Genomic DNA, 20,802 nt, shown 5'->3' with positions numbered 1-20,802 from the left:
ACGGAAGTTAAGCTCTTCAGCGCCGATGGTAGTTGGGGGTTTCCCCCTGTGAGAGTAGGACGTCGCTAGGCACTTTGAAAAAGTCTTTCCTTTAGAGGGAAGGCTTTTTTTGTGCGCGTAAAAGAGAAGGGCCGGATACTGAAGGGCATGTAGGGCAAAGTGCTGGAGACCTGAAGGCATCAAGGGCAAAAGGCTGGAATCCCAAGTGCATGAAGTGCAAAGAGCCAGGATCCTAAAGTCATTAACAGAAAAAGGACCCTTCAAACTGATGGTTATTCCCATCAGCCACCCCAGTCTTAATTTAATCCGCATGACCCATCAATGCAGCAAAAACACTCTCATCCCCTCAGGTACCTGATGCGCTGCATAGGTGAGGAAACTTTTGATCACTGGATAATCTGTTGTTTCTTTATAAGTCATACACCGGTGCCACCATTCTGTTTCGTAGCGCGCAAGCATACTGAGGCTGTAGAGAATCAGATAGTGGGTTTGCATATTGTGTAAGGACGGATAGGGCTCATGCAGTGAATTGAATAATTGCTGTATATCACAGGTGATTGTTCTTGGTGAGCAATGAAGCAGTTTTTCTGAGAATGTTGTGTATAGCCCGTGTTTTTGTATTTTGACGGTGTCTTCTAAAAAGGTGTAATGTTGCTTTTTGATTTTACGGGAAGATACGCCATGAGCGAGCTGATTTGTTTTTTCGGGATGAAAAGGGTCTTTCATCGTGATAGCTGCTTTGATTAGGTGGATCATCCCGTAGAATTGCAGGACAGGCTGAATGAAGACAGTCGAGTGAGCTGCCTGCTGGTAAAATAGTTCGGCGTGTTCAATGTGCGCACATAATGCGGGTGCTTTTTCAATGGCCAGTTGTTCAGAATGAGTGATCCCTGCTGCTGTATAACGGGTGAATAAAAGCTGTGTAACATGGTGTTTGGCGTATAGGGGCAGGTAGTGCTGCCAGATAAAGTCGGACGTCATACAAAAAATCTCCCAACTATTCTTAATAATCGAACTTATTCCTTCAATATTGACACGCGGTTGGCCGGCTGATAACCTTACAATAATATTTTTGAGACGGGGAGGAAATTGACAATGTGGGAAACGAAATTTGCTAAAGAAGGTTTGACGTTTGATGATGTACTGCTGGTCCCGGCGAAATCTGAGGTATTACCGCGTGATGTTGATCTGTCAGTTGAGCTTACGGATACGATTAAACTGAATGTACCAATTATCAGTGCAGGTATGGATACGGTGACTGAAGCTGCAATGGCGATTGCGATGGCCCGTGCAGGCGGTCTTGGTGTCATTCATAAGAATATGAGTATTGAAGCACAGGCTGAGCAGGTTGAGCGTGTAAAGCGTTCTGAGAGTGGTGTCATCACAGATCCGTTTTTCCTGACTCCTGATCATCAGGTTTTTGATGCAGAGCATCTGATGGGCAAATATCGTATTTCCGGTGTACCAATTGTTAATGATATGAATGAGCAGAAGCTTGTGGGGATTATTACAAACCGCGACCTTCGTTTCATTCAGGATTACTCTATTAAAATTGATGAAGTCATGACAAAAGAGAACCTTGTAACAGCTTCAGTTGGCACGACTTTACATGAAGCTGAAAGTATTCTCCAGCAATATAAGATCGAGAAACTTCCATTAGTAGATAATGACGGTATTTTAAAAGGGTTAATTACGATTAAAGATATCGAAAAGGTTATCGAATTCCCGAACTCTGCAAAAGATTCGCAGGGACGTCTTTTAGTGGCTGCTTCAGTCGGTGTGACAGCAGATGCTGAAAAGCGTGTGCAGCAGCTCGTAAAAGCAGGCGTTGATGCACTTGTAATCGATACAGCGCACGGTCACTCACAAGGCGTGCTGGATACCATTGCACTGATCCGTAACTCATTCCCTGATGTAGTCATTATCGCAGGAAATGTGGCGACTTCTGAAGGAACAAAGGCACTGATCGAAGCTGGTGCTGACGTTGTCAAAGTTGGGATCGGACCAGGTTCAATCTGTACAACACGTGTTGTTGCCGGTGTTGGTGTACCACAGATCACGGCAGTGTATGACTGTGCAACTGAAGCACGTAAACACGGTAAGTCTATTATTGCCGATGGCGGAATTAAGTATTCAGGCGATATCGTGAAGGCACTGGCTGCAGGCGGACATGCTGTCATGCTTGGAAGCCTGCTTGCAGGTACGACTGAAAGCCCAGGTGAAACGGAAATCTTCCAGGGACGCCGCTTCAAGGTTTACCGTGGAATGGGTTCAATGGCTGCAATGGAAAAAGGCTCAAAAGACCGTTACTTCCAGGAAGATGCGAAAAAACTTGTACCTGAAGGCATCGAAGGTCGTACAGCTTATAAAGGACCGCTTGCAGATACTGTTTATCAACTAGTCGGCGGGATCCGCAGCGGAATGGGCTATTGCGGTTCTAAGAATCTGTTCGAACTGCGTGAAGAAGCACAGTTTATCCGTATGACGGGTGCAGGTCTTCGCGAAAGCCACCCGCACGATGTACAGATTACAAAAGAATCTCCAAACTACTCATTATAATTAAATGCAACATTCGACACACACAAAGCAGGGCTCTGTTCTTACAGGAGTCCTGCTTTTTTGTCACTGAACAGTGCTAATCTGGCTATACTTTTTAGCTTATATGTATGGTAAAATGTCAAAAGTGTACATAGAAAAGCGTAAGCGCCTCGAACAGGCCCGACAAGCATAAGACGCGTTGAGAAAAATGGGCGGTCTTTCCCATTTTATCTGGGTAGCTTATGACTCGAGGGCCTAGGCGCTGAAGCTGGACAATAGAAAAGCGTAAGGCGCTTGGTCAGATCCGACAGGCATAAGACGCGGAGCGGAAAGCGGGCGAATTTTCCCGATTGCCGATGCGTGGCTTATGACCCGAGGATCTAGCGCCTGAAGCTGGACACGGATAACTTATCGGAGGTCTAACATGTTTAAAACAAACGTATTACGTAAAGCGACAGCAGGTGCGCTTGCGTTGGGATTATTTTTTGGAAGTGGTGCATTTACCCACGAAGCAAAAGCAAATGTGATTCAGAACTGGCAGGTTGATGCAGCGATTTTACTTGAAGCAGAAACAGGTAAAGTATTATTTGCAGAGAATGCAGATACGCAGCTTGGTGTGGCAAGTATGACCAAGATGATGACTGAGTACCTTCTACTTGAAGCGATCGCAAACGGAGAAGTGTCATGGGACGATCAGTATACTGTAACGGATAAGACGTATGAAATATCTCAGGATACATCACTGAGTAATGTGCCGCTGCGTAATGGTGAGCAGTATTCGATTCAGGAGCTTTATGAATCAATGGTGATCTATTCAGCAAATGCATCAACCATTGCACTTGCAGAGACAGTAGCGGGCTCTGAAGGAGAGTTTGTTAAGCTGATGAATGAAAAGGCGGCTGAACTCGGACTTGATGATTATAATTTTGTGAATTCAAGCGGTCTGAATAATTCAGATATGAAAGGTTACCATCCGGAAGGTACTGGGGCAGATGAAGAAAATGTGATGTCAGCACGTGCTACGGCAAAGCTTGCTTATCATCTGTTAAATGATTTCCCTGAAGTACTTGAAACGTCAAGTATTCCTAAGAAAATTTTCCGTGAAGGTACCGATGATGCAACTGAAATGGAAAACTGGAATTTCATGCTGCCTTCTTTAGTATTTGAATATGAAGGCGTTGACGGGATTAAAACAGGTACAACTGATTTTGCAGGGTATACCTTTACAGGTACTGCAGAGCGTGACGGTATGCGTCTGATCTCTGTTGTGATGAATGCGACAAATGAAAATGGTGTCGGTTCTTATGCTGCGCGCTTTGGTGCAACAACTGAACTGTTTGACTACGGTTTCGGCAATTTCTCTATGCAGGAAATTCTGCCGGCCAATTATACAGTAGAAGGTCAGGAAACACTTCCTGTTGATAAAGGAACAGAAGATACTGTGGACATTGAGTCAATGGAGCCGGTACAAGTGATCCTTGAAAACGGGCAGGATCCTGCAACCTTCACACCTGAACTGATGCTTGATGAATCTCTTTTAAATGAAGATGGTGAACTGACAGCACCAATTGAAGAAGGTTCACAGGTAGGGACAATCAGCCTTGCATCTGCAGCGGGCGAATACGGTTTCCTTGATGAAAGCATGGCGTCATCTCTTGAAACTGAAGTCGTTACAACAGAAGCAGTAGAAAAAGCCAACTGGTTCGTACTCAGCATGCGTGCAGTCGGCGGATTCTTCGGCGGCCTGTGGGATACAATCGTGACAACGGTTAAAGGCTGGTTCTGATAAAATAAATATTCAATACTTTAATGCGCTAAAAACATTGATTAAATAAGGTTTTTAGCACCATTTAGCGCTTTAAAAGCACTTCGTGTCTTGACACGGAGTGCTTTTTTAGTGAAGATAAAGATTGGGAGAACGAAAAGCTTATGGTGCTTATTTAGAGCCCTGAGCTGGATCGTTAATCCCGACTAATAAGATCAAATTTTACCAGTTCTATTGAAGTACAGGGCATGTTCTCTGGACTTCTTGAGCTGTTCTACAGGATGAAGGAGGCTTTTACCATGAATACAGGTACGGATCGTGTAAAAAGAGGAATGGCTGAGATGCAAAAAGGCGGCGTGATTATGGACGTTGTCAACGCAGAGCAGGCTAAGTTAGCAGAGGCAGCAGGTGCGGTAGCAGTTATGGCACTTGAGCGTGTGCCATCTGATATTCGTAAAGAAGGCGGAGTTGCCCGTATGGCAGATCTTCGCATTGTAGAAGAGGTTATGAGCGCGGTAAGTATTCCGGTCATGGCAAAAGCAAGAATCGGGCATATCACAGAAGCCCGCGTACTTGAATCAATGGGTGTAGATTATATAGATGAAAGTGAAGTATTAACACCAGCGGATGAAGAGTATCACTTAATGAAGAGTGATTTCACTGTACCATTCGTATGCGGATGCCGCGACCTTGGTGAAGCAGCACGCCGTATCGGCGAAGGTACATCAATGCTTCGTACCAAGGGTGAGCCTGGAACAGGTAACATCGTAGAAGCAGTACGCCACATGCGTAAAGTTAACGGACAGATCCGTAAAGTCGTGAATATGTCTAAAGATGAGCTGATGACTGAAGCGAAATTGCTTGGTGCGTCATTTGACCTTCTTTTAGAAATTAAAGAACTTGGACGTTTGCCGGTTGTGAACTTCGCTGCAGGCGGCGTGGCAACACCAGCGGATGCTGCACTGATGATGGAGCTTGGCGCTGACGGTGTATTCGTAGGGTCTGGGATCTTCAAGTCAGATAACCCTGAAAAGTTTGCACGTGCGATCGTTGAAGCAACAACGCACTATCAGGATTACGAATTAATCGCAAAAGTATCAAAAGAACTTGGTACAGCGATGAAAGGGATGGAAATCTCATCACTATCATTAGAAGACCGCATGCAGGAGCGCGGTTGGTAAGAAAGGGCTGATCATCATGACAACAATTGGTGTTTTAGGATTACAGGGAGCGGTTCGCGAACATGTCCGTTCAATCGAAGCAGGCGGTGCCAAAGCGGTTGTCGTGAAGAAAGCAGAACAGCTCACAAATATTGACGGATTAATATTACCAGGCGGAGAAAGCACAACGATGCGCCGCCTGATTGATGTATATGGTTTAATGGAGCCGCTGAGAGCATTTGCTGCTTCAGGCAAGCCGATGTTTGGTACATGTGCAGGACTGATCCTGCTTGCAGGAGAAATTGCGGGATATGATGAGCCTCACCTTGGCGTGATGGACGTTGTCGTTGAGCGGAATTCATTCGGCCGTCAGAAGGAAAGCTTTGAAGCGGACCTGATGATTACAGGTATTGAAGGAGATCCTTACACAGCGGTCTTTATCCGTGCGCCGCATATTGTATCAGCCGGACCTGATACACAAGTGCTGGCCACTCACAATGACCGGATTGTCCTTGCGCGTCACGGGCAATTTCTCGGCTGCTCATTCCATCCGGAGCTGACAGAGGACCACCGTTTAACTGAGTATTTCATCAAAATGGTAGAATCTCCAGCTGTTGTAATATAAAAAACAGTTGATCTTTTCCGGATCGTGTAGTAACCTAATTTTTATCATAACAAACGAAAAGCTGTGACAGAAAACAGTAGCGGAATGTGCTTATTCAAGAGAGCCTGCGGCCGGTGTGAGCAGGTATAAGACGTTCGCGAATCCATTCTGGAGCGGGAATCCGAAATCAAAGTAAGATTCCACGGGCAGGCACCGTTATGCCTTAAGCGGAAAGTACATATGTGCTTTCAACCAGGGTGGTATCGCGGGCTTCAACTCTCGTCCCTTATTATTTTTATAATAAGGGGCGGGAGTTTTTTGTTTGCGTAGAGAGGGGCCAGACCCGCTTCTACTCACAGCTTTTCAACTAACCAAAAGGAGGAATCATCATGTTGGATTTAAAACGTTTACGTAATAATTTTGACGAGATAAAAGATAAGATGGCAAAACGCGGGGAGGACCTGAAGGATTTTGATCAGTTCCAGGCACTTGATCAGGAACGCCGCGAGCTGATTACGAAAACAGAAGAGAAGAAGAGCCGCCGTAATGAAGTGTCTCAGGAAATCGCGCAGATGAAGCGTGAGAAGAAGAATGCAGATGATGTGATTGCTGAAATGCGCGGTCTTGGGGATGAGATTAAGCAGATTGACGAGCGTCTGCGTGAAGTGGAAGAGAAGCTTGAAACACTGCTGCTTTCTATTCCAAACGTACCGCATGACAGTGTACCGATTGGTGATACTGAGGATGATAACGTTGAAATCCGTAACTGGGGTAACATTCGAGACTTCGATTTTGAAGCAAAGCCTCACTGGGACGTGGCAACAGATCTTGAGATGCTTGATTTTGAACGTGCCGCAAAAGTAACCGGCAGCCGCTTCGTCTTTTACAAAGGTGCAGGCGCACGTCTTGAGCGCGCGCTGATCAACTTTATGATGGATCTTCATCAGGATCAGCACGGCTACACTGAAATGCTGCCGCCATACCTTGTGAACCGTGCAAGTATGACAGGTACCGGCCAGCTGCCGAAGTTCGAAGAGGATGCTTTCCGTATCGAAAAGGAAGACTTCTTCCTTGTGCCGACGTCTGAAGTGCCTGTGACAAACTTCCACCGTGATGAAATTTTAAAAATCGAGGATCTGCCTAAAGCATATGTTGCTTACAGCGCGAACTTCCGCTCTGAAGCAGGATCTGCCGGCCGTGATACGCGCGGACTGATCCGTCAGCACCAGTTCAACAAAGTCGAGCTTGTCCGTTTTGCAAAGCCTGAAGAGTCTTACGAAACGCTTGAAATGCTGACAGGTCACGCTGAAAAAGTACTCCAGCTGCTTGAACTGCCATACCGCGTGATGAGCATGTGTACAGCGGACCTTGGTTTTACAGCTGCGAAGAAATACGATATCGAAGTATGGATTCCAAGCTACGGTACGTACCGTGAGATCTCTTCTTGCAGTAACTTTGAAGACTTCCAGGCGCGCCGTGCAAATATCCGCTTCCGCCGCGAGCCGAATGCAAAGCCTGAACACGTGCATACGTTAAACGGCAGCGGCCTGGCAATCGGCCGTACAGTAGCCGCAATCTTAGAGAACTATCAGCAGGAGGACGGCAGCCTGCTTGTTCCTGAAGTACTGCAGCCTTATATGGGTGGTAAAAAGGTTATTTCTAAATAAGTGAGCTGAGAGCTGTCCCCCTGGGTGGGGCAGCTCTTTTTTTGATATTGTACCGGTCAATCAGAAGTTCCTAAAAACTCTCTGCTTGACGTTTCGATACCATCAGGCGTATCATATCTTATAAACTTATATTCCGATCAGAAAGGTATGATATAGATATGTCTCAACCTCTTTCTATCCCGCGTCCGCTCGTTCGTACGAACCAGTGGACCATTGTTCTGACCGTTGCAGCAGTCTGGATCACAGGCTTCCATCATTTATTACTCATTCCGCTGCTTGCCGGTCTTGGTGGCGTCTTATTTAACTTTAATCCGGTTATGCGTCTTGCTAAACAGTTTTTGAAGAAACCGATGAGTAGCTATATCCCTGAGGATCGTGCAGATCAGCGCTTTAATCAGACGCTCGCTGTATTTTTCCTGAGCGGCGGCTATATTTCTTTCATTTTAGGGTGGACAATTGCAGCCTATGCCTTTACAATAATGGTTGTGACTGCGGCATCAGTTGCGATCATGGGCTTTTGTGTCGGATGTTTTATACGTTTTCAATGGAAACAGTGGCAGTACCGCCGCACGAAAGCATCAAAAAGTTTTTCTTAAAATCTTCTAAAAAAGATTGACGGGAACTTTCAGCCATGATATTATAGTTCTTGTCGACAGGGAGGTATACCCAAGTCCGGCTGAAGGGATCGGTCTTGAAAACCGACAGGGGTGTAACAGCCCGCGGGGGTTCGAATCCCTCTACCTCCTCCATAATTTTTAAATTAAACATCAACGCGCATAAATTGGAGAAAGTCACTGCTTCGGCAGTGGCTTTTTTGTATGTAAAAACAATGATTTCTTGCTGGCAGTACACTAAAAATGGTGTGCTGTTTTTCTTTATCGCAAAAAATCGCGAATTTTCCCGACTCCTAATACTAAAAATAAGAACGTATGTTTGGTATAATGGCAAAAAGGAGGGATTATATGCAAAAAAAATTATATGATATCGCTGTGAACATGCGCAGCGGCGGGGAAAGAGAGACATTAGAGTTGCTGTCGACGTTTGAACCGGTTATTCATAAATACGGCCGCTTGCTTCATGGTGAGGATACCGAACAGGATCTGAAGCTCCATTTACTGAAAGCTGCCCGAAAAATGCCGCTTGAACAGCTGAAAGAGAAAAACAATAAAGTAATCTTCAGCTATCTCGCAAAATCTTTAAAGTATGAATTTATTCGTTTATCAAAAAAGAACAGTAAGAAAATCGAAATTGAACAAGCCTTTGAGGTGAAAAATGTAGCAGACGAAGCGGCTATGAATTCAGAGATGGAATTACTGGAGATGATGGAGGTCTTAACAAAACAGGAGTCATTTGTAATTGAGTGTATGTATGTCAATGATCTGTCTGCTACAGAACTTTCCCAATATATGAAGATATCAAGACAGGCTGTGAATCAGACAAAAAACAGAGCGCTTGAGAAAATCAAATGTCTGTATTTTGGACATGAAAAAGAGAAAAGGAAGCCATCAGATTCGAAGTAGTGACCAGACCACAAGAATAGATGCTCCTTTTCCCTGTCTCAATTATAGCTTATTTGAGATGGGAATTCATGCATGAAAAACCCGGCGGTGTATCGGCACACCGCCGGGTTTTTCTTACCCTCCATCCTTCTTCAGCAACAGCTCAATCAGCTGCAGCGTCTCTTCAAGCTTCCGGTTCGTCTCAAAAAACTTATCCTCCCGCTCCTTATTCATCCGCAGCACATAAAACAGCAATCCCGCAAACAAAACCGCAAACACACCCTGCGTCGACAGTACATCAATCAGAATTTTCTCCATCAAAAAATCCCCCTTTTACTCTATATAAAAGGAGGATTGCGGCATATTGTAAACATTGTAATTGATTTTTTCTTAGAACGGCTCACTCAGCTGGTCCTTGGAGTGGAGGGCGAAGACTCCCGCCCCAGGAAGGGACAGGTGAGACCCCGCAGAGCGAAGCTCGAGGAGGCTCACCGCCCGGGGGCAGGAAAGCGAAGCCCTCCACGGAAAGGACCAGCGGTTTCAAAGATTTACTTCTTCAAAAGCGAAGTCTGCTGAATAAACGAGCCGATTTTCTCAAGAATCGGATCAATCGAATCAGGATTCTTCACAAGATCATAATCATTAATATTCAGTCTCAGCACCGGACATGCATTAAACGAATCAATCCAGTTCTCATAGCGCTGGTGCATCTCTTCCCAATAAGCAAGCGGCGTTTCCTGCTCCATTGGACGGCCTCTTGCCTGAATGCGCGTTACAATATCATCCAGTGACCCTTCAAGATAGACAAGCAGACTCGGGTGAGGGAAGTAAGGCGTCATCACCATTGCTTCAAAAAGACTTGTATACGTTTCATAATCTACAGGTGACATGGTGCCTTTTTCATAATGCATTTTCGCAAAAATACCTGTATCTTCATAGATCGAGCGGTCCTGAATAAAGCCGCCTCCGTACTCAAACATACGCTTTTGTTCCTTGAAGCGTTCTGCCAGGAAGTAAACCTGCAGATGGAAGCTCCACTTTTCAAAGTCTTTATAGAATTTATCAAGGTAAGGGTTCGCTTCAACCTTTTCAAAAGATGTTCTGAATTGAAGGTGTTCAGCGAGTTTTTGCGTCATTGTTGATTTGCCGACGCCGACTGTGCCGGCAATTGTAATCACGGCATCATTCGGGATACCGTAGCGTTCACGTGCGTTCATAGGGTTGTACTCCTTTTAAGTAATGATTCTTCGACCTTTTGCAGGACTTGTCCGAGGTCTTGTTCATAGTTGACGAAATCGATCTCGTCACCGTTGATCCGCAGTACCGGAATTTCCGGGTGCGTTTTTTCGAAGTGATGAATGAATTCATCGTAATCTGCTGAGAGCTGCTCTAAGTAAAGCGGGCTCATATCTCTTTCGAATTCACGTCCGCGCAGCTTTACGCGTTTTAGCAGTGTCTCAAGGCTTGCATGAAGATAGACAACCACATTTGGCTTTGGCATATCAGCCGTTAAAATGCGGTACACTTCAAGATACTTATCGTATTCCTCGGGGCGAAGCGTGCGTTTGGCGAAAATGATGTTTTTGAAAATGTGGTAATCTGCAGCGACAGGTTTCTGGGCTGACAGATAGTGACGCTGAATATCGCTCAGCTGCTTATAGCGGTTGCAGAGAAAGAACATCTCTGTCTGGAAGCTCCACTCGTCAATGTTTGAGTAGAATTTATCTAAAAAAGGATTCTCATCGACAATCTCTTTTAACAAATGAAAATCAAAGTGTGAGGAAATGGCTTTTGCAAGTGACGTCTTACCGACGCCAATCGGCCCCTCCACTGTAATAAACGGAATGGTTGTCATTCTCGTTTCCTCCTTGTTCTCCAGTCAAGCCGGTTCAGTTCGCACCCGTTATTGTACCATAATCAACAGGTGAAAAGTAGGCGTGATCCGACGAAAAAAGACAAGGAGTGTGATATCACGCTCCTTGTCCGTATGAAAAATTTATCTGAGCTTTACAGAGGTGAACTGGTCGCCGAGCAGCAGCCAGTTTTGAGGAAAAGAAAGGCCGAGTTTCCAGTAACTCATCCCGCGCAACTTCAATTCTTTTAACAGATCAAACTTCGCCTGAATGGACCGGGCGTCCTCGAACCAGATGATGTGATCCTTTCCATCAGCCGTGTACTCAATAAATGGTGCTTGGGCGGTTGTGTCATACTGGATCGGCACGCCTTGTGTGGCGGCGATTTCGATTGCCTGCTGCGGACTGATTGCACGCGCCTGGGAGCCCTGGACAAACGGCAGCGTCCAGTCATAGCCGTAAAGGTTCTGCCCCATCATGATTTTATTTGCAGGTATTTCAGTGAGGGCATATTCAAGCACGTCTCTCACCGGACCGATTGGCGAGACTGCCTGCGCGGGTCCGCCGCTGTAGCCCCATTCATATGTCATGATAACCACGAAGTCCACAACTTCACCGATCGCCTTGTAATTATGCGCCTCATACCATCTGCCTGGCTGGTCCGCACGCGTTTTCGGTGCAAGGGCAGCTGAGACGAGCCAGCCTTCCTGCGCGTAACGCTCTTTTGCTTTTGCTAAAAATGCGGTATACGCTTCTTCATCTTGAGGGCGCAGATATTCAAAATCAAAATGAATATCCCTGAATCCATATTGCTTTGCGGTTGTTTCTATATTATCCAGCAGATTATCCTGCACCGTCATGTCATTTAAAAGAATCCGCCCGAGTTCATCGTTAAAGCCGCCTTCTTCAAGATTCGTGATTACCATCATCAGGGTATTGCGGTTAGCGTCAGCAATCGGCACGAACGGTTCGACCGGCAGCGTGCTGAGTGAGCCGTCGCGCTTTGCCTGAAAACTGAACGGGGCGAGATAAGTTAAATAGGGAGCGGCCTCCCTTGTCCGCAGCAGAATATTTTCAGAAACGGTTTCACCAAAAGGTTCTGCATAGGCATTAAACTCTGCAGATGTTTTAGGTTTTGGCGGTAAATAAAGCCGCCACCCGATTGCAAGCGGCTGTTCAGGTGATAACCCGTTGATTGAGGCGAGTTCCTGATAAGTGATACCGGCTTTCTGGGCGATTGAATAGAGGGAGTCCCCAGCCTGAACGAAATAAAAGCTGCCGGTAATCGGGATTACGAGTGCCTGCCCCGGTACAAGCTGATCAGGATTAGGAAGCTGGTTGGCATCAGCAATCTGCTGAGGGGTAATGGAGTAAAGTGCGCTGACTGTAAACAGGTTCTCACCCGGTTGGACGACGTGAATTTGCATAAAGAACTCCTTTCACTTTTAGAGAAAATAGACGCTATTTTCAACTATATGATAGAATCAGAAAAAAATGAGCAAAGGGCGAATGTGATGACTGAACGCGATGAATACTGGATGCAGCGGGCGATAGAGGAAGCGAAAAAAGCTGAAGCGATCCGTGAAGTGCCAATCGGGGCTGTGATAGTTAAAGATGACGAAATGATCGCCTCTGCCTATAATCTTCGCGAAACTACGCAGAATGCTGTCACACATGCCGAGCTGCTCGCAATTGAAAAAGCATGTGACGCAGTTGGCAGCTGGCGCCTTGAGAACACAACGCTCTATGTCACGCTTGAGCCATGTCCGATGTGCAGCGGTGCGATCCTGCTGTCACGCGTGGACCGGGTTGTCTATGGTGCGCGTGATCCAAAAGCCGGGTGCGCTGGCAGTCTGATGAATTTACTTGAGGATGACCGCTTTAACCATCGCTGTGAAGTGGTGCCGGATGTACTTGGAGAAGCATGTGGTCAGATGCTGACGGATTTTTTCAGAAGGCTGCGTGAGGAAAAGAAATTGAAGAGACAGATGTTAAAAGATCCTGATTGATTTTTCTGTCTACAGGTAGTATACTAAATCTTGCGTCGTCAAAAGGCGCAAATGAATATTGGTCTCATTTTTGCCGTGCTAGGTGGGGAATTAGCGGTGCCCTGTATTCGCAATCCGCTCTAGCGAAACTGAATCCCTTCTCGAGGCTGCCATGCTTCATGGTCTGCCTTCTGTAAGTGGTGTTGACGTTTGGGTCCTGCGCAATGGGAATTCATGAACCATGTCAGGTCCGGAAGGAAGCAGCATTAAGTGGAACCTCTCATGTGCCGCGGGATAGCCTGAACCGAGCTAACTGCAGGAGTAACGCATGGGGCTGTCAGTCGACAGAAGGTGCACGGCATTTTAATTTTTATATAATCAAAGTCATCCCGGATTCCGGGGTGGCTTTTTTGTTTTATATTGCGGTCGGGGCTGGTGTGTGAACCGGAGCGGTGTTTGGGTCTTACTACCTGAAGTGTCGAACGTCAACTGCTGAACGTCGAACATGGTGGTGTGAAACGCGAACCCGCCACGTTAAGTGCCGAACACAAAAGGTCAAAACGCGAACTGCCACACGCTTTGTGTGCTGATAGAATAGGTCAAATTACACGATTCCACGAACATCAGCGATTTTTCTCCGAATCAACACGTCTTTTCTCTGAACAACAGCTGTTAACTTCTGAACATGATCATCTTTTCTGAGAACCCCACCCCGCATGTATCCACCAAGTCTAAAAAACCCATAAAAACCCACACAAATCCCATTATCTGGGCGTTTCCTGAATCATTTTTAAAGGTATGTTAACCTTAAATACATTACAACTGAAAAGGGGAAGTCATATGAATCCGAAAAAGTCACCAGTATTTTCGATTTCTGTGGGACTCGCAGTCGCTTTTGTGCTTGTTGGTGTGTTATTTACCGACCAGCTTAATGCGGGACTTGCGACAGCACAATCATTTATGTTTGAAACGTTCGGGTGGTATTACCAGCTGCTTGTGACGGGGATGTTTCTATTTGCGGTTTATTTAGCATTCGGCCGTTTTGGTAAAATTAAGCTTGGACCACAGGATGGAAAGCCTGAGTTCAGCAGGCCGGTCTGGTTTTCAATGCTGTTTTCAGCAGGGATTGGGATCGGGTTATTCTTTTACGGCGTATCTGAGCCAATTGGTCATTTTTCTTCACCGCCTTATGGGGAAGGCGGGACACCGGCTGATGCAGTTAGTGGTGTAGCCTACACCTGGCTTCACTGGGGCTTTCACGCATGGGCGATCTACGCACTTGTTGCACTTGCACTCGCACTCCAGCAATTCCGCTACAATACTCCGGGTTTAATGAGTTCTACGCTTTATTCCGTATTAGGTTCACGAGTAAAAGGACCGATTGGACATACAGTTGATATCATCGCAGTGTTTGCCACGCTGTTTGGCGTTGCCGCATCTCTTGGGTTGGGTGCCCAGCAGGTGAACTCCGGACTTGTATTCCTGTTTGATGCGCCATACAACTTTACTGTTCAGCTGATTATTATGATGATTATCACTGTTATTTTTGTCATTTCAGCATCCACCGGTATTCATAAAGGAATCAAATACTTAAGTACCATCAATATTTCGATTTCATTTATCTTTTTAGTGTTTATTTTTATCACAGGTCCGACCCTGTTTATGTTAAATATGTTTGTATCAGGTCTCGCCGAATACTTATCTATATTTATACCGATGTCACTGCAGGTGAACCCTGTTAATGAACAGGCTTCGAGCTGGACAGAGGGCTGGACGATTTTCTACTGGGCATGGTGGATTTCATGGACACCGTTTGTCGGAATGTTTATTGCCCGTATTTCTAAAGGGAGAACGATCCGCGAATTTATCGTGGGTGTCATCTTAGTACCAAGTTTTGTTATGTTTATCTGGTTCGCTTTTGTCGGCGGGACAGGGATTTATTATGAGTTATATGAGGGGCTTGAAGTATCTGCGCAGTCACTTGAGACAGCACTGTTTTATGTGCTGCAGGAGCTTCCGTTCACAGCCTTTATGTCATTTTTCACAATTATCATCGTAACGATCTTTTTCGTTACAACAGCTGACTCCGCCACTTTCGTATTAGGGATGCAGTCAACAAACGGGAACCTGAATCCATCAACGCGCATCAAAATCACATGGGGCGTTCTGTTCGTTTCGATTACATCGATACTGCTGTTAGTCGGCGGTCTCCAGGCATTCCAGACAGCGATTGTGATCAGTGCGCTGCCGCTGTCGTTCATTGTCATACTCATGTGCGTAGGGCTTGTGAAAACGTTGAATAAAGAAGTGAAAGGCAAAAAGTCATAGTTTAAAATCTGTATGATTTCCTCCTCTATTTCTAAGTGTCAGAAGCGCGGATTTGCGTTATACTGAAGGGAGGAAATCATTACAGATGAGGAGGGTACACCAATGGCTTATCAAGCGTTATACCGCGTGTGGCGCCCACAGGAATTTGCTGATGTTGTAGGGCAGCAGCACGTGACAAAAACGCTGCAGAACGCCCTCTTACAGGAGAAAATTTCTCATGCTTATTTATTTTCCGGCCCCCGTGGTACCGGAAAGACAAGTGCGGCGAAAATTTTAGCCAAAGCGGTGAACTGTGAGCACGCACCAGTCAAAGAACCGTGTAATGAATGTGCGATCTGTAAAGGAATCACAGACGGTTCCATTTCTGATGTGATTGAACTCGATGCCGCATCCAATAACGGTGTCGATGAAATCCGTGATATTCGTGACAAAGTAAAATACGCGCCGAATGAAGGGCGCTATAAAGTATATATCGTCGATGAAGTGCATATGCTGACGCCCGGGGCTTTTAATGCGTTACTTAAAACGCTTGAAGAACCGCCAAAGCATGTCATCTTTATCCTCGCAACAACAGAGCCGCATAAAATCCCACTGACGATCATTTCACGCTGCCAGCGCTTTGATTTCAAACGAATCACAGCTCATGACATCACAGGAAGAATGAAGCACATTGCAGAAGCGTCCGGTGTGACAGTTGAAGAAAGAGCACTTCATATCATTGCCCGGACTGCTGAAGGCGGGATGCGTGATGCACTCAGTCTGCTTGATCAGGCGATTTCATTCAGCGGCGAGCAGGTCGAAGTAGAAGATGCGCTCACTGTAACAGGTTCAATCGGTCAGGAGCAGCTGACGAATCTTGTGAAAGCGATTATTGATCAGGATACCCCTCAGGCACTCGACGCCATTCATCGTCTGCTTGAAGAAGGGAAAGATCCGCTCAGACTGATTGAGGATCTCATTTTATACAGCCGGGATCTCTTACTGTTTAAAACAGCACCTGAGCTTGAGGATTCACTTGAACGTGTATTGTCAGATGATGCATTTAAAGCGATTGCAGAAACTGTGGAATCTGATCTGCTGTATCAATATATTGAAGTGCTCAATAAAACGCAGCAGGAGATGAGAATGTCCAATCATGCCAGAACCCATTTAGAGGTGGCGGCAGTGAAGCTGTCTCAATCTGAGCGGCCGAAAACATCCCAGGCGGCGGATATTCCTGATCTGCAGCAGCTGATCAACAGAGTGAACCAGTTAGAAGGAGAGCTCAAAAAACTGAGGGCAACCGGTGTACAGGAGGAACAGGCGCAGCCCGCTGCAGCCCCGGCTGCGAAAAAGCAGACGCGTCAAAGTACATTCAAAGCACCAGCCGGCAGAATTAAAGAAGTGCTCAGAAATGCAACGAAGGATGACATTGCGCAGATCAAAAACCGCTGGGGAGATATGCTTGAGAGTATGAACCGCCAGCAGCTCAGATCACTGACAGCGCTTTTAAATGAAGCTGAGCCAGTTGCAGCATCTCAGGACACTTTTGTGTTAAAATTTAAATATGAGATTCATTGCAAAATGGCAATGGAAAACAATAAGCTGACTGACACAATGCCTTCTATTCTGCAGGAGCTTACCGGCACATATTATTCAGTGATCGGTGTACCTGAAGATCAGTGGCTCGATATTCGTGAGGACTTTATTCAGCAGCAGGATGAACCTGAGGGAGACGGTGAAGCGAAAGAAGATCCGCTGATTGAAGAAGCAAGGAAACTTGTCGGCTCAGACTTACTCGATATTCAAGACTAAATTATTCGGAGGTAATACACATGCGTGGTGGAGGAAATATGCAAGGTATGATGAAGCAGATGCAGAAAATGCAGAAGCAAATGGCAAAGGCACAGGAAGAACTTGGAGAAAAGCGCCTGACTGGTACAGCTGGCGGCGGAATGGTGACAGTCACTGTTTCAGGTCACAAAGAAGTAGTAGATGTAGAGATTAAAGAAGAGGTTGTAGACCCGGACGACATCGAAATGCTGCAGGACCTTGTTTTAGCCGCAACAAACGAGGCAATGAAAGCAGCTGACGAATTGACCAACTCTACAATGGGACAGTTCACTAAAGGCATGAACCTACCGGGGATGTTTTAATACGTGCACTACCCGGAACCGATATCCAAGCTGATCGACAGCTTCATGAAACTGCCAGGCATTGGGCCGAAAACAGCGGCCCGGCTGGCGTTTTTTGTATTAGGAATGAAAGAAGACACAGTGCTCGATTTCGCAAAAGCGCTGGTCAACGCCAAGCGGAATCTCGGATTTTGCTCTGTCTGCGGACATATCACAGACCAGGATCCATGCTATATTTGTGAAGATCAAAAGCGCGACCGTTCAATTATCTGTGTCGTTCAGGACCCTAAAGACGTGATTGCGATGGAGAAGATGCGTGAATATACAGGTCTGTATCACGTTCTTCACGGTGCCATTTCTCCAATGGACGGCATTGGTCCTGAAGACATTAACGTGCCTGATCTGCTGAAGCGTCTGCAGGATGATGAAGTACAGGAAGTCATTCTTGCAACCAACCCGAATATTGAAGGGGAAGCTACAGCGATGTATATTTCCAGGCTGCTCCGCCCTTCAGGCATCAAGGTAACCCGTATCGCACACGGTCTTCCTGTAGGTGGCGACCTTGAGTATGCCGATGAAGTGACGCTATCCAAAGCACTTGAAGGAAGAAGAGACGTCTAATCAATAATCGATCCAAAGGAGCTTCGTTATGCTGTTTCGTAAAAAAGGGAAACTGAAAAAAGAGTATGACGAGCGGCTCATTCATTTAATGCAGCAGACAAGGGAAGAATGGCAGCAGCAGAAAAGCCTGTCAGACTTGAGTTTTGAAAAAAGCCCACAAATGATTGCTGAAGAAAAAATGGCCGAAGCACGCTACTTTTATCTATTTAAAGAAGCGCGTCACCGGAAAATTGTCATAAAGTAAAACACCCGCACATAAGATAAGTACAAGACGAAAAGCGTAAGGCGCTTGTTCAGCCCCGACAAGCATAAGACGCACTGAGAAAAATGGGTGACCTTTCCCATTTTCCCAGTGTGGCTTATGACTCAAGGGACTGGCGCCTGAAGCTGGACAAGACGAAAAGCGTAAGGCGCTCGTTCAACTTCTTAAAGGGGGAGTCGTGTACATGATCTGGCTGTGGGTACTCGGAACGCTCACAACTGTCATTTTAATTCTGTCAGTTGGGACCGTTCCTTTTTTAAAATGGCTGTGGCGGTTTGCGACGAAATGGGTGGTCGGTCTTGGCCTGCTGTTTCTCATTAACCGTTTCGGGCAGGAGTACGGATTATATGTTCCGATGAATCCGCTCACCACAGGAATAGCGGGTGTACTCGGTCTGCCGGGGACAGCTGCGCTGGTCTACATTTTTACCCGTTAATACTGAGGTTCCATACAGAAGGGAGCGCAACGACCCTTCTGTATGGAACTTTTTTTATGTTGAATCGTAAAAACAGGTGAGACTTTTATTTCGGGAGGGATGTTAAATGGCACGCTATCGTGTAAGGCCGAGCAAAGGCGCTTCAACATTTGCAATGGCCGGAGGGATTGCATTTCTCGTTTTAGGTATTACAGTTGCGATTCCACAATTCGGTTTGTTTGGCGTCATATGGACACTGATTGCAGCGGGCATTACAATTTTTCATACGATCAATGCTTTTTCTGCTAAAGGCGTCTCGGAATATGATGTGAATATCGAAGACCATCCTTTATCAAGTGCGCCGGGAGATAGTTATGAAGAAAAGATCAGACAGCTGCACCGGTTAAAAGAAGAAGGGCTGATTACTGAAGAAGAGTTTCAAAAGAAGAAAACGGAGCTGTTGAATGAAAAATGGTGAAGGTCTTTGTATGACGTTTTACGTGTAAGGAGGAAAACATGGAAAAGTGGATGGATCAAATGAAAAAGGATTATGATCTGGAAGGCTATACCCCGGTTGAATCTTATATTGAACGTTCTTACAATCCGGTGGAGGGAACCGTCTACACGCTGACCGTTGACTGGCTGCCTCCAGGTACAGGGAAGCGGGAAGAAGAAGATCTTAATCCGGCAGGAACGATCGTCTTAACTTATAACATCACGCATCAATGTTATATCAGAATGATTGTAGTTGGGGATAAAGGCCGTGACAAACTCGTTTTTAAAACAGAACAAGAACTGGATGTCTGGCTGCTGAACCAGACAAGGATGACGCCGGGAGTGGATATGATTAAAAAGAAAACAAATCATGGTGTCTCTTACACTGCAGTCACATCAGGTATCCGATTATCACCGGGAGGATCTGTTGACCTGGAGCTTGATGAACAGCAACGATTAAAGATGTATTCAAAATACGGCGTGTTCCCTTCTGATGAGTGGATACATAAAGAAACATTAACGATTACAAAGCAAGATGTGATCTCTATCGCCCGCAATCAGGTGAAGATATTTGAGATACCTTTTCTTTTTGAAGGAAAACCTTTTTACGCTTTTGAAGAGATTTATGTTAAAAATCATGATCTCACCACGCTGCCGTTTGAACTGGATGAAAGAAATCAGTGGTACGGTCAGCAGTCATACCCGCTTCAGTGGGATCATGCAATCAAAAGAGAGTGGTCATTTAAACCTCCCTTTACTCATCATTCACTTTCGAGGGAGCAATTGGAAAAGCATGAACCACATCCTGCAGCACGTTCATGGACAGAAGAAGAAATTAGTCTGCTGAAAAAAGCTGTTACATCTTATCTTCAAAGTGAGTATCCCGAGGAATCCGGTCAGTGGCAGCTGAGAAGTTTCTTTCGCGAAGATCATTATATAGAAGCATCTATAGATCGTAATGGGAATCGAATTAAGCTTTTTTTAGATGAGAGCTATCAATTGCTAAATGTAATGGATAAACAAAAAATACTCGCACATATGATGCCCGATCAAAAACGATTAGAATCGTCGGAGCGTATTTCATCAGAACAGGCAGCACGGGATATTCTTGCAGCGCTCATTATGACACCTGTCTATGTATTTGATCCGGAATACGGGAAGTATATTCTCTGCTGCAAGCTTGATTCGGATGTTGTGCTGGATGCACGAACAGGACGCGAAATTGATCTTTGAAAAATTAAATTATAAAAAGGGTTGCGTTATTGAAAGAATACATGGTATATTAGTTCTCGTTGCTTCAACAACACAGCACACAATCAAAACACACAACAAAAACAGCGAAAAACTTTTTAAAAAAAGTGATTGACTTAAAACGCTGAAAGATGTTATGATAGATTGGTCGCTTGAGAGAGCAACACCGCGTTTCTTCTATAGTAAAGAAGAAAGCGGCAGGAAAGAATTGAACCTTGAAAACTAAACAACCAAACGTCAAC

General features: G+C 45.6%; 21 protein-coding genes, 1 tRNA gene, 1 rRNA gene, 1 other RNA gene and 1 other annotated feature. Of the genes, 19 read left to right on the top strand and 5 right to left on the bottom strand.

The features are described from left to right. A 5S ribosomal RNA gene (gene rrf, locus JOD21_RS19660) occupies positions 1-71 on the top strand; the annotation flags it as partial. Positions 72-318: 247 nt separating this feature from the next. Here the strand turns inward: rrf and JOD21_RS18495 are convergent. Further along, a complete protein-coding gene (locus tag JOD21_RS18495; protein ID WP_204730969.1) occupies positions 319-981 on the bottom strand; it encodes a YaaC family protein in 663 nt (220 codons plus the stop codon). Between the two features lie 114 nt (positions 982-1,095). On the opposite strand from JOD21_RS18495, the gene guaB reads away from it, so the two are divergent. The 8 genes from guaB to JOD21_RS18455 all read left to right on the top strand — a co-directional run bounded on the left by guaB (position 1,096) and on the right by JOD21_RS18455 (position 9,254). After that, positions 1,096-2,559, top strand: a complete 1,464-nt coding sequence (gene guaB, locus JOD21_RS18490; protein ID WP_204730968.1) for an IMP dehydrogenase — start codon at positions 1,096-1,098, stop codon at positions 2,557-2,559. Between the two features lie 403 nt (positions 2,560-2,962). After that, the gene (locus tag JOD21_RS18485; protein WP_204730967.1) at positions 2,963-4,324 is read left to right on the top strand and encodes a D-alanyl-D-alanine carboxypeptidase family protein; all 1,362 of its coding nucleotides are present in this window, start codon (positions 2,963-2,965) and stop codon (positions 4,322-4,324) included. Between the two features lie 278 nt (positions 4,325-4,602). Continuing rightward, positions 4,603-5,484: a pyridoxal 5'-phosphate synthase lyase subunit PdxS gene (gene pdxS, locus JOD21_RS18480; protein ID WP_041120733.1), complete on the top strand. Its 882-nt coding sequence runs from the start codon at positions 4,603-4,605 to the stop codon at positions 5,482-5,484. A 16-nt stretch (positions 5,485-5,500) separates the two neighbouring features. Next, positions 5,501-6,088, top strand: a complete 588-nt coding sequence (gene pdxT / locus JOD21_RS18475; RefSeq protein WP_204730966.1) for a pyridoxal 5'-phosphate synthase glutaminase subunit PdxT — start codon at positions 5,501-5,503, stop codon at positions 6,086-6,088. A 54-nt stretch (positions 6,089-6,142) separates the two neighbouring features. Further along, positions 6,143-6,357: a binding site (T-box leader), on the top strand. Positions 6,358-6,456: 99 nt separating this feature from the next. Continuing rightward, entirely contained in the window at positions 6,457-7,734 is a 1,278-nt protein-coding gene (gene serS / locus JOD21_RS18470; protein ID WP_204730965.1) for a serine--tRNA ligase, read from the top strand. A gap of 158 nt (positions 7,735-7,892) precedes the next feature. Beyond that, positions 7,893-8,330 carry a DUF4395 domain-containing protein gene (locus JOD21_RS18465; RefSeq protein WP_204730964.1) on the top strand — a complete coding sequence of 146 codons (438 nt, stop codon included), beginning with the start codon at positions 7,893-7,895 and terminating at the stop codon, positions 8,328-8,330. 60 nt (positions 8,331-8,390) lie between these two features. Next, positions 8,391-8,483 (top strand) — tRNA-Ser (locus tag JOD21_RS18460). A 213-nt stretch (positions 8,484-8,696) separates the two neighbouring features. After that, positions 8,697-9,254 carry an RNA polymerase sigma factor gene (locus JOD21_RS18455; protein WP_204730963.1) on the top strand — a complete coding sequence of 186 codons (558 nt, stop codon included), beginning with the start codon at positions 8,697-8,699 and terminating at the stop codon, positions 9,252-9,254. A gap of 114 nt (positions 9,255-9,368) precedes the next feature. Here the strand turns inward: JOD21_RS18455 and JOD21_RS18450 are convergent, their stop codons facing one another. The 4 genes from JOD21_RS18450 to JOD21_RS18435 form a co-directional block, all read right to left on the bottom strand. Then, positions 9,369-9,551, bottom strand: a complete 183-nt coding sequence (locus tag JOD21_RS18450; RefSeq protein ID WP_204730962.1) for a BhlA/UviB family holin-like peptide — start codon at positions 9,549-9,551, stop codon at positions 9,369-9,371. A gap of 230 nt (positions 9,552-9,781) precedes the next feature. After that, entirely contained in the window at positions 9,782-10,450 is a 669-nt protein-coding gene (locus JOD21_RS18445; protein ID WP_041120738.1) for a deoxynucleoside kinase, read from the bottom strand. Then, positions 10,447-11,088 (bottom strand): deoxynucleoside kinase, encoded by a 642-nt coding sequence (locus JOD21_RS18440; protein WP_041120739.1) that lies wholly within the window; start codon positions 11,086-11,088, stop codon positions 10,447-10,449. The genes JOD21_RS18445 and JOD21_RS18440 overlap by 4 nt, the downstream gene beginning before the upstream one ends. A 141-nt stretch (positions 11,089-11,229) precedes the next feature. Then, positions 11,230-12,513, bottom strand: a complete 1,284-nt coding sequence (locus JOD21_RS18435; RefSeq protein ID WP_204730961.1) for a glycosyl hydrolase family 18 protein — start codon at positions 12,511-12,513, stop codon at positions 11,230-11,232. 87 nt (positions 12,514-12,600) lie between these two features. On the opposite strand from JOD21_RS18435, the gene tadA reads away from it, so the two are divergent. From tadA to JOD21_RS18385, 10 genes are all read left to right on the top strand, one after another. Further along, positions 12,601-13,095: a tRNA adenosine(34) deaminase TadA gene (tadA, locus tag JOD21_RS18430; protein WP_204730970.1), complete on the top strand. Its 495-nt coding sequence runs from the start codon at positions 12,601-12,603 to the stop codon at positions 13,093-13,095. Between the two features lie 73 nt (positions 13,096-13,168). Beyond that, positions 13,169-13,433: signal recognition particle sRNA large type (gene ffs / locus JOD21_RS18425), an RNA gene on the top strand. Positions 13,434-13,914: 481 nt separating this feature from the next. After that, positions 13,915-15,402, top strand: a complete 1,488-nt coding sequence (locus tag JOD21_RS18420) for a BCCT family transporter (RefSeq protein ID WP_204730960.1) — start codon at positions 13,915-13,917, stop codon at positions 15,400-15,402. Between the two features lie 102 nt (positions 15,403-15,504). Next, entirely contained in the window at positions 15,505-17,196 is a 1,692-nt protein-coding gene (dnaX, locus tag JOD21_RS18415) for a DNA polymerase III subunit gamma/tau (protein WP_204730959.1), read from the top strand. Between the two features lie 20 nt (positions 17,197-17,216). Next, positions 17,217-17,537, top strand: a complete 321-nt coding sequence (locus JOD21_RS18410) for a YbaB/EbfC family nucleoid-associated protein (protein ID WP_204730958.1) — start codon at positions 17,217-17,219, stop codon at positions 17,535-17,537. 3 nt (positions 17,538-17,540) lie between these two features. Next, positions 17,541-18,137, top strand: coding sequence for a recombination mediator RecR (gene recR / locus JOD21_RS18405; protein WP_041120745.1), 597 nt, complete (start codon positions 17,541-17,543; stop codon positions 18,135-18,137). 28 nt (positions 18,138-18,165) lie between these two features. Beyond that, a complete protein-coding gene (locus tag JOD21_RS18400; RefSeq protein WP_204730957.1) occupies positions 18,166-18,381 on the top strand; it encodes a YaaL family protein in 216 nt (71 codons plus the stop codon). A 202-nt stretch (positions 18,382-18,583) separates the two neighbouring features. Next, complete coding sequence (locus tag JOD21_RS18395; protein ID WP_041120747.1) at positions 18,584-18,835, top strand: pro-sigmaK processing inhibitor BofA family protein; 252 nt, start codon at positions 18,584-18,586, stop codon at positions 18,833-18,835. Between the two features lie 106 nt (positions 18,836-18,941). After that, positions 18,942-19,292, top strand: a complete 351-nt coding sequence (locus JOD21_RS18390; protein WP_204730956.1) for an SHOCT domain-containing protein — start codon at positions 18,942-18,944, stop codon at positions 19,290-19,292. A 38-nt stretch (positions 19,293-19,330) separates the two neighbouring features. Further along, complete coding sequence (locus JOD21_RS18385) at positions 19,331-20,542, top strand: hypothetical protein (RefSeq protein ID WP_204730955.1); 1,212 nt, start codon at positions 19,331-19,333, stop codon at positions 20,540-20,542. Positions 20,543-20,802 lie beyond the last annotated feature (260 nt).

Origin of the sequence: Jeotgalibacillus terrae (assembly GCF_016908195.1) — a bacterium.
GTDB lineage: Bacteria > Bacillota > Bacilli > Bacillales > Jeotgalibacillaceae > Jeotgalibacillus > Jeotgalibacillus terrae.
This window is presented reverse-complemented; position numbering and strand designations above follow the sequence as displayed.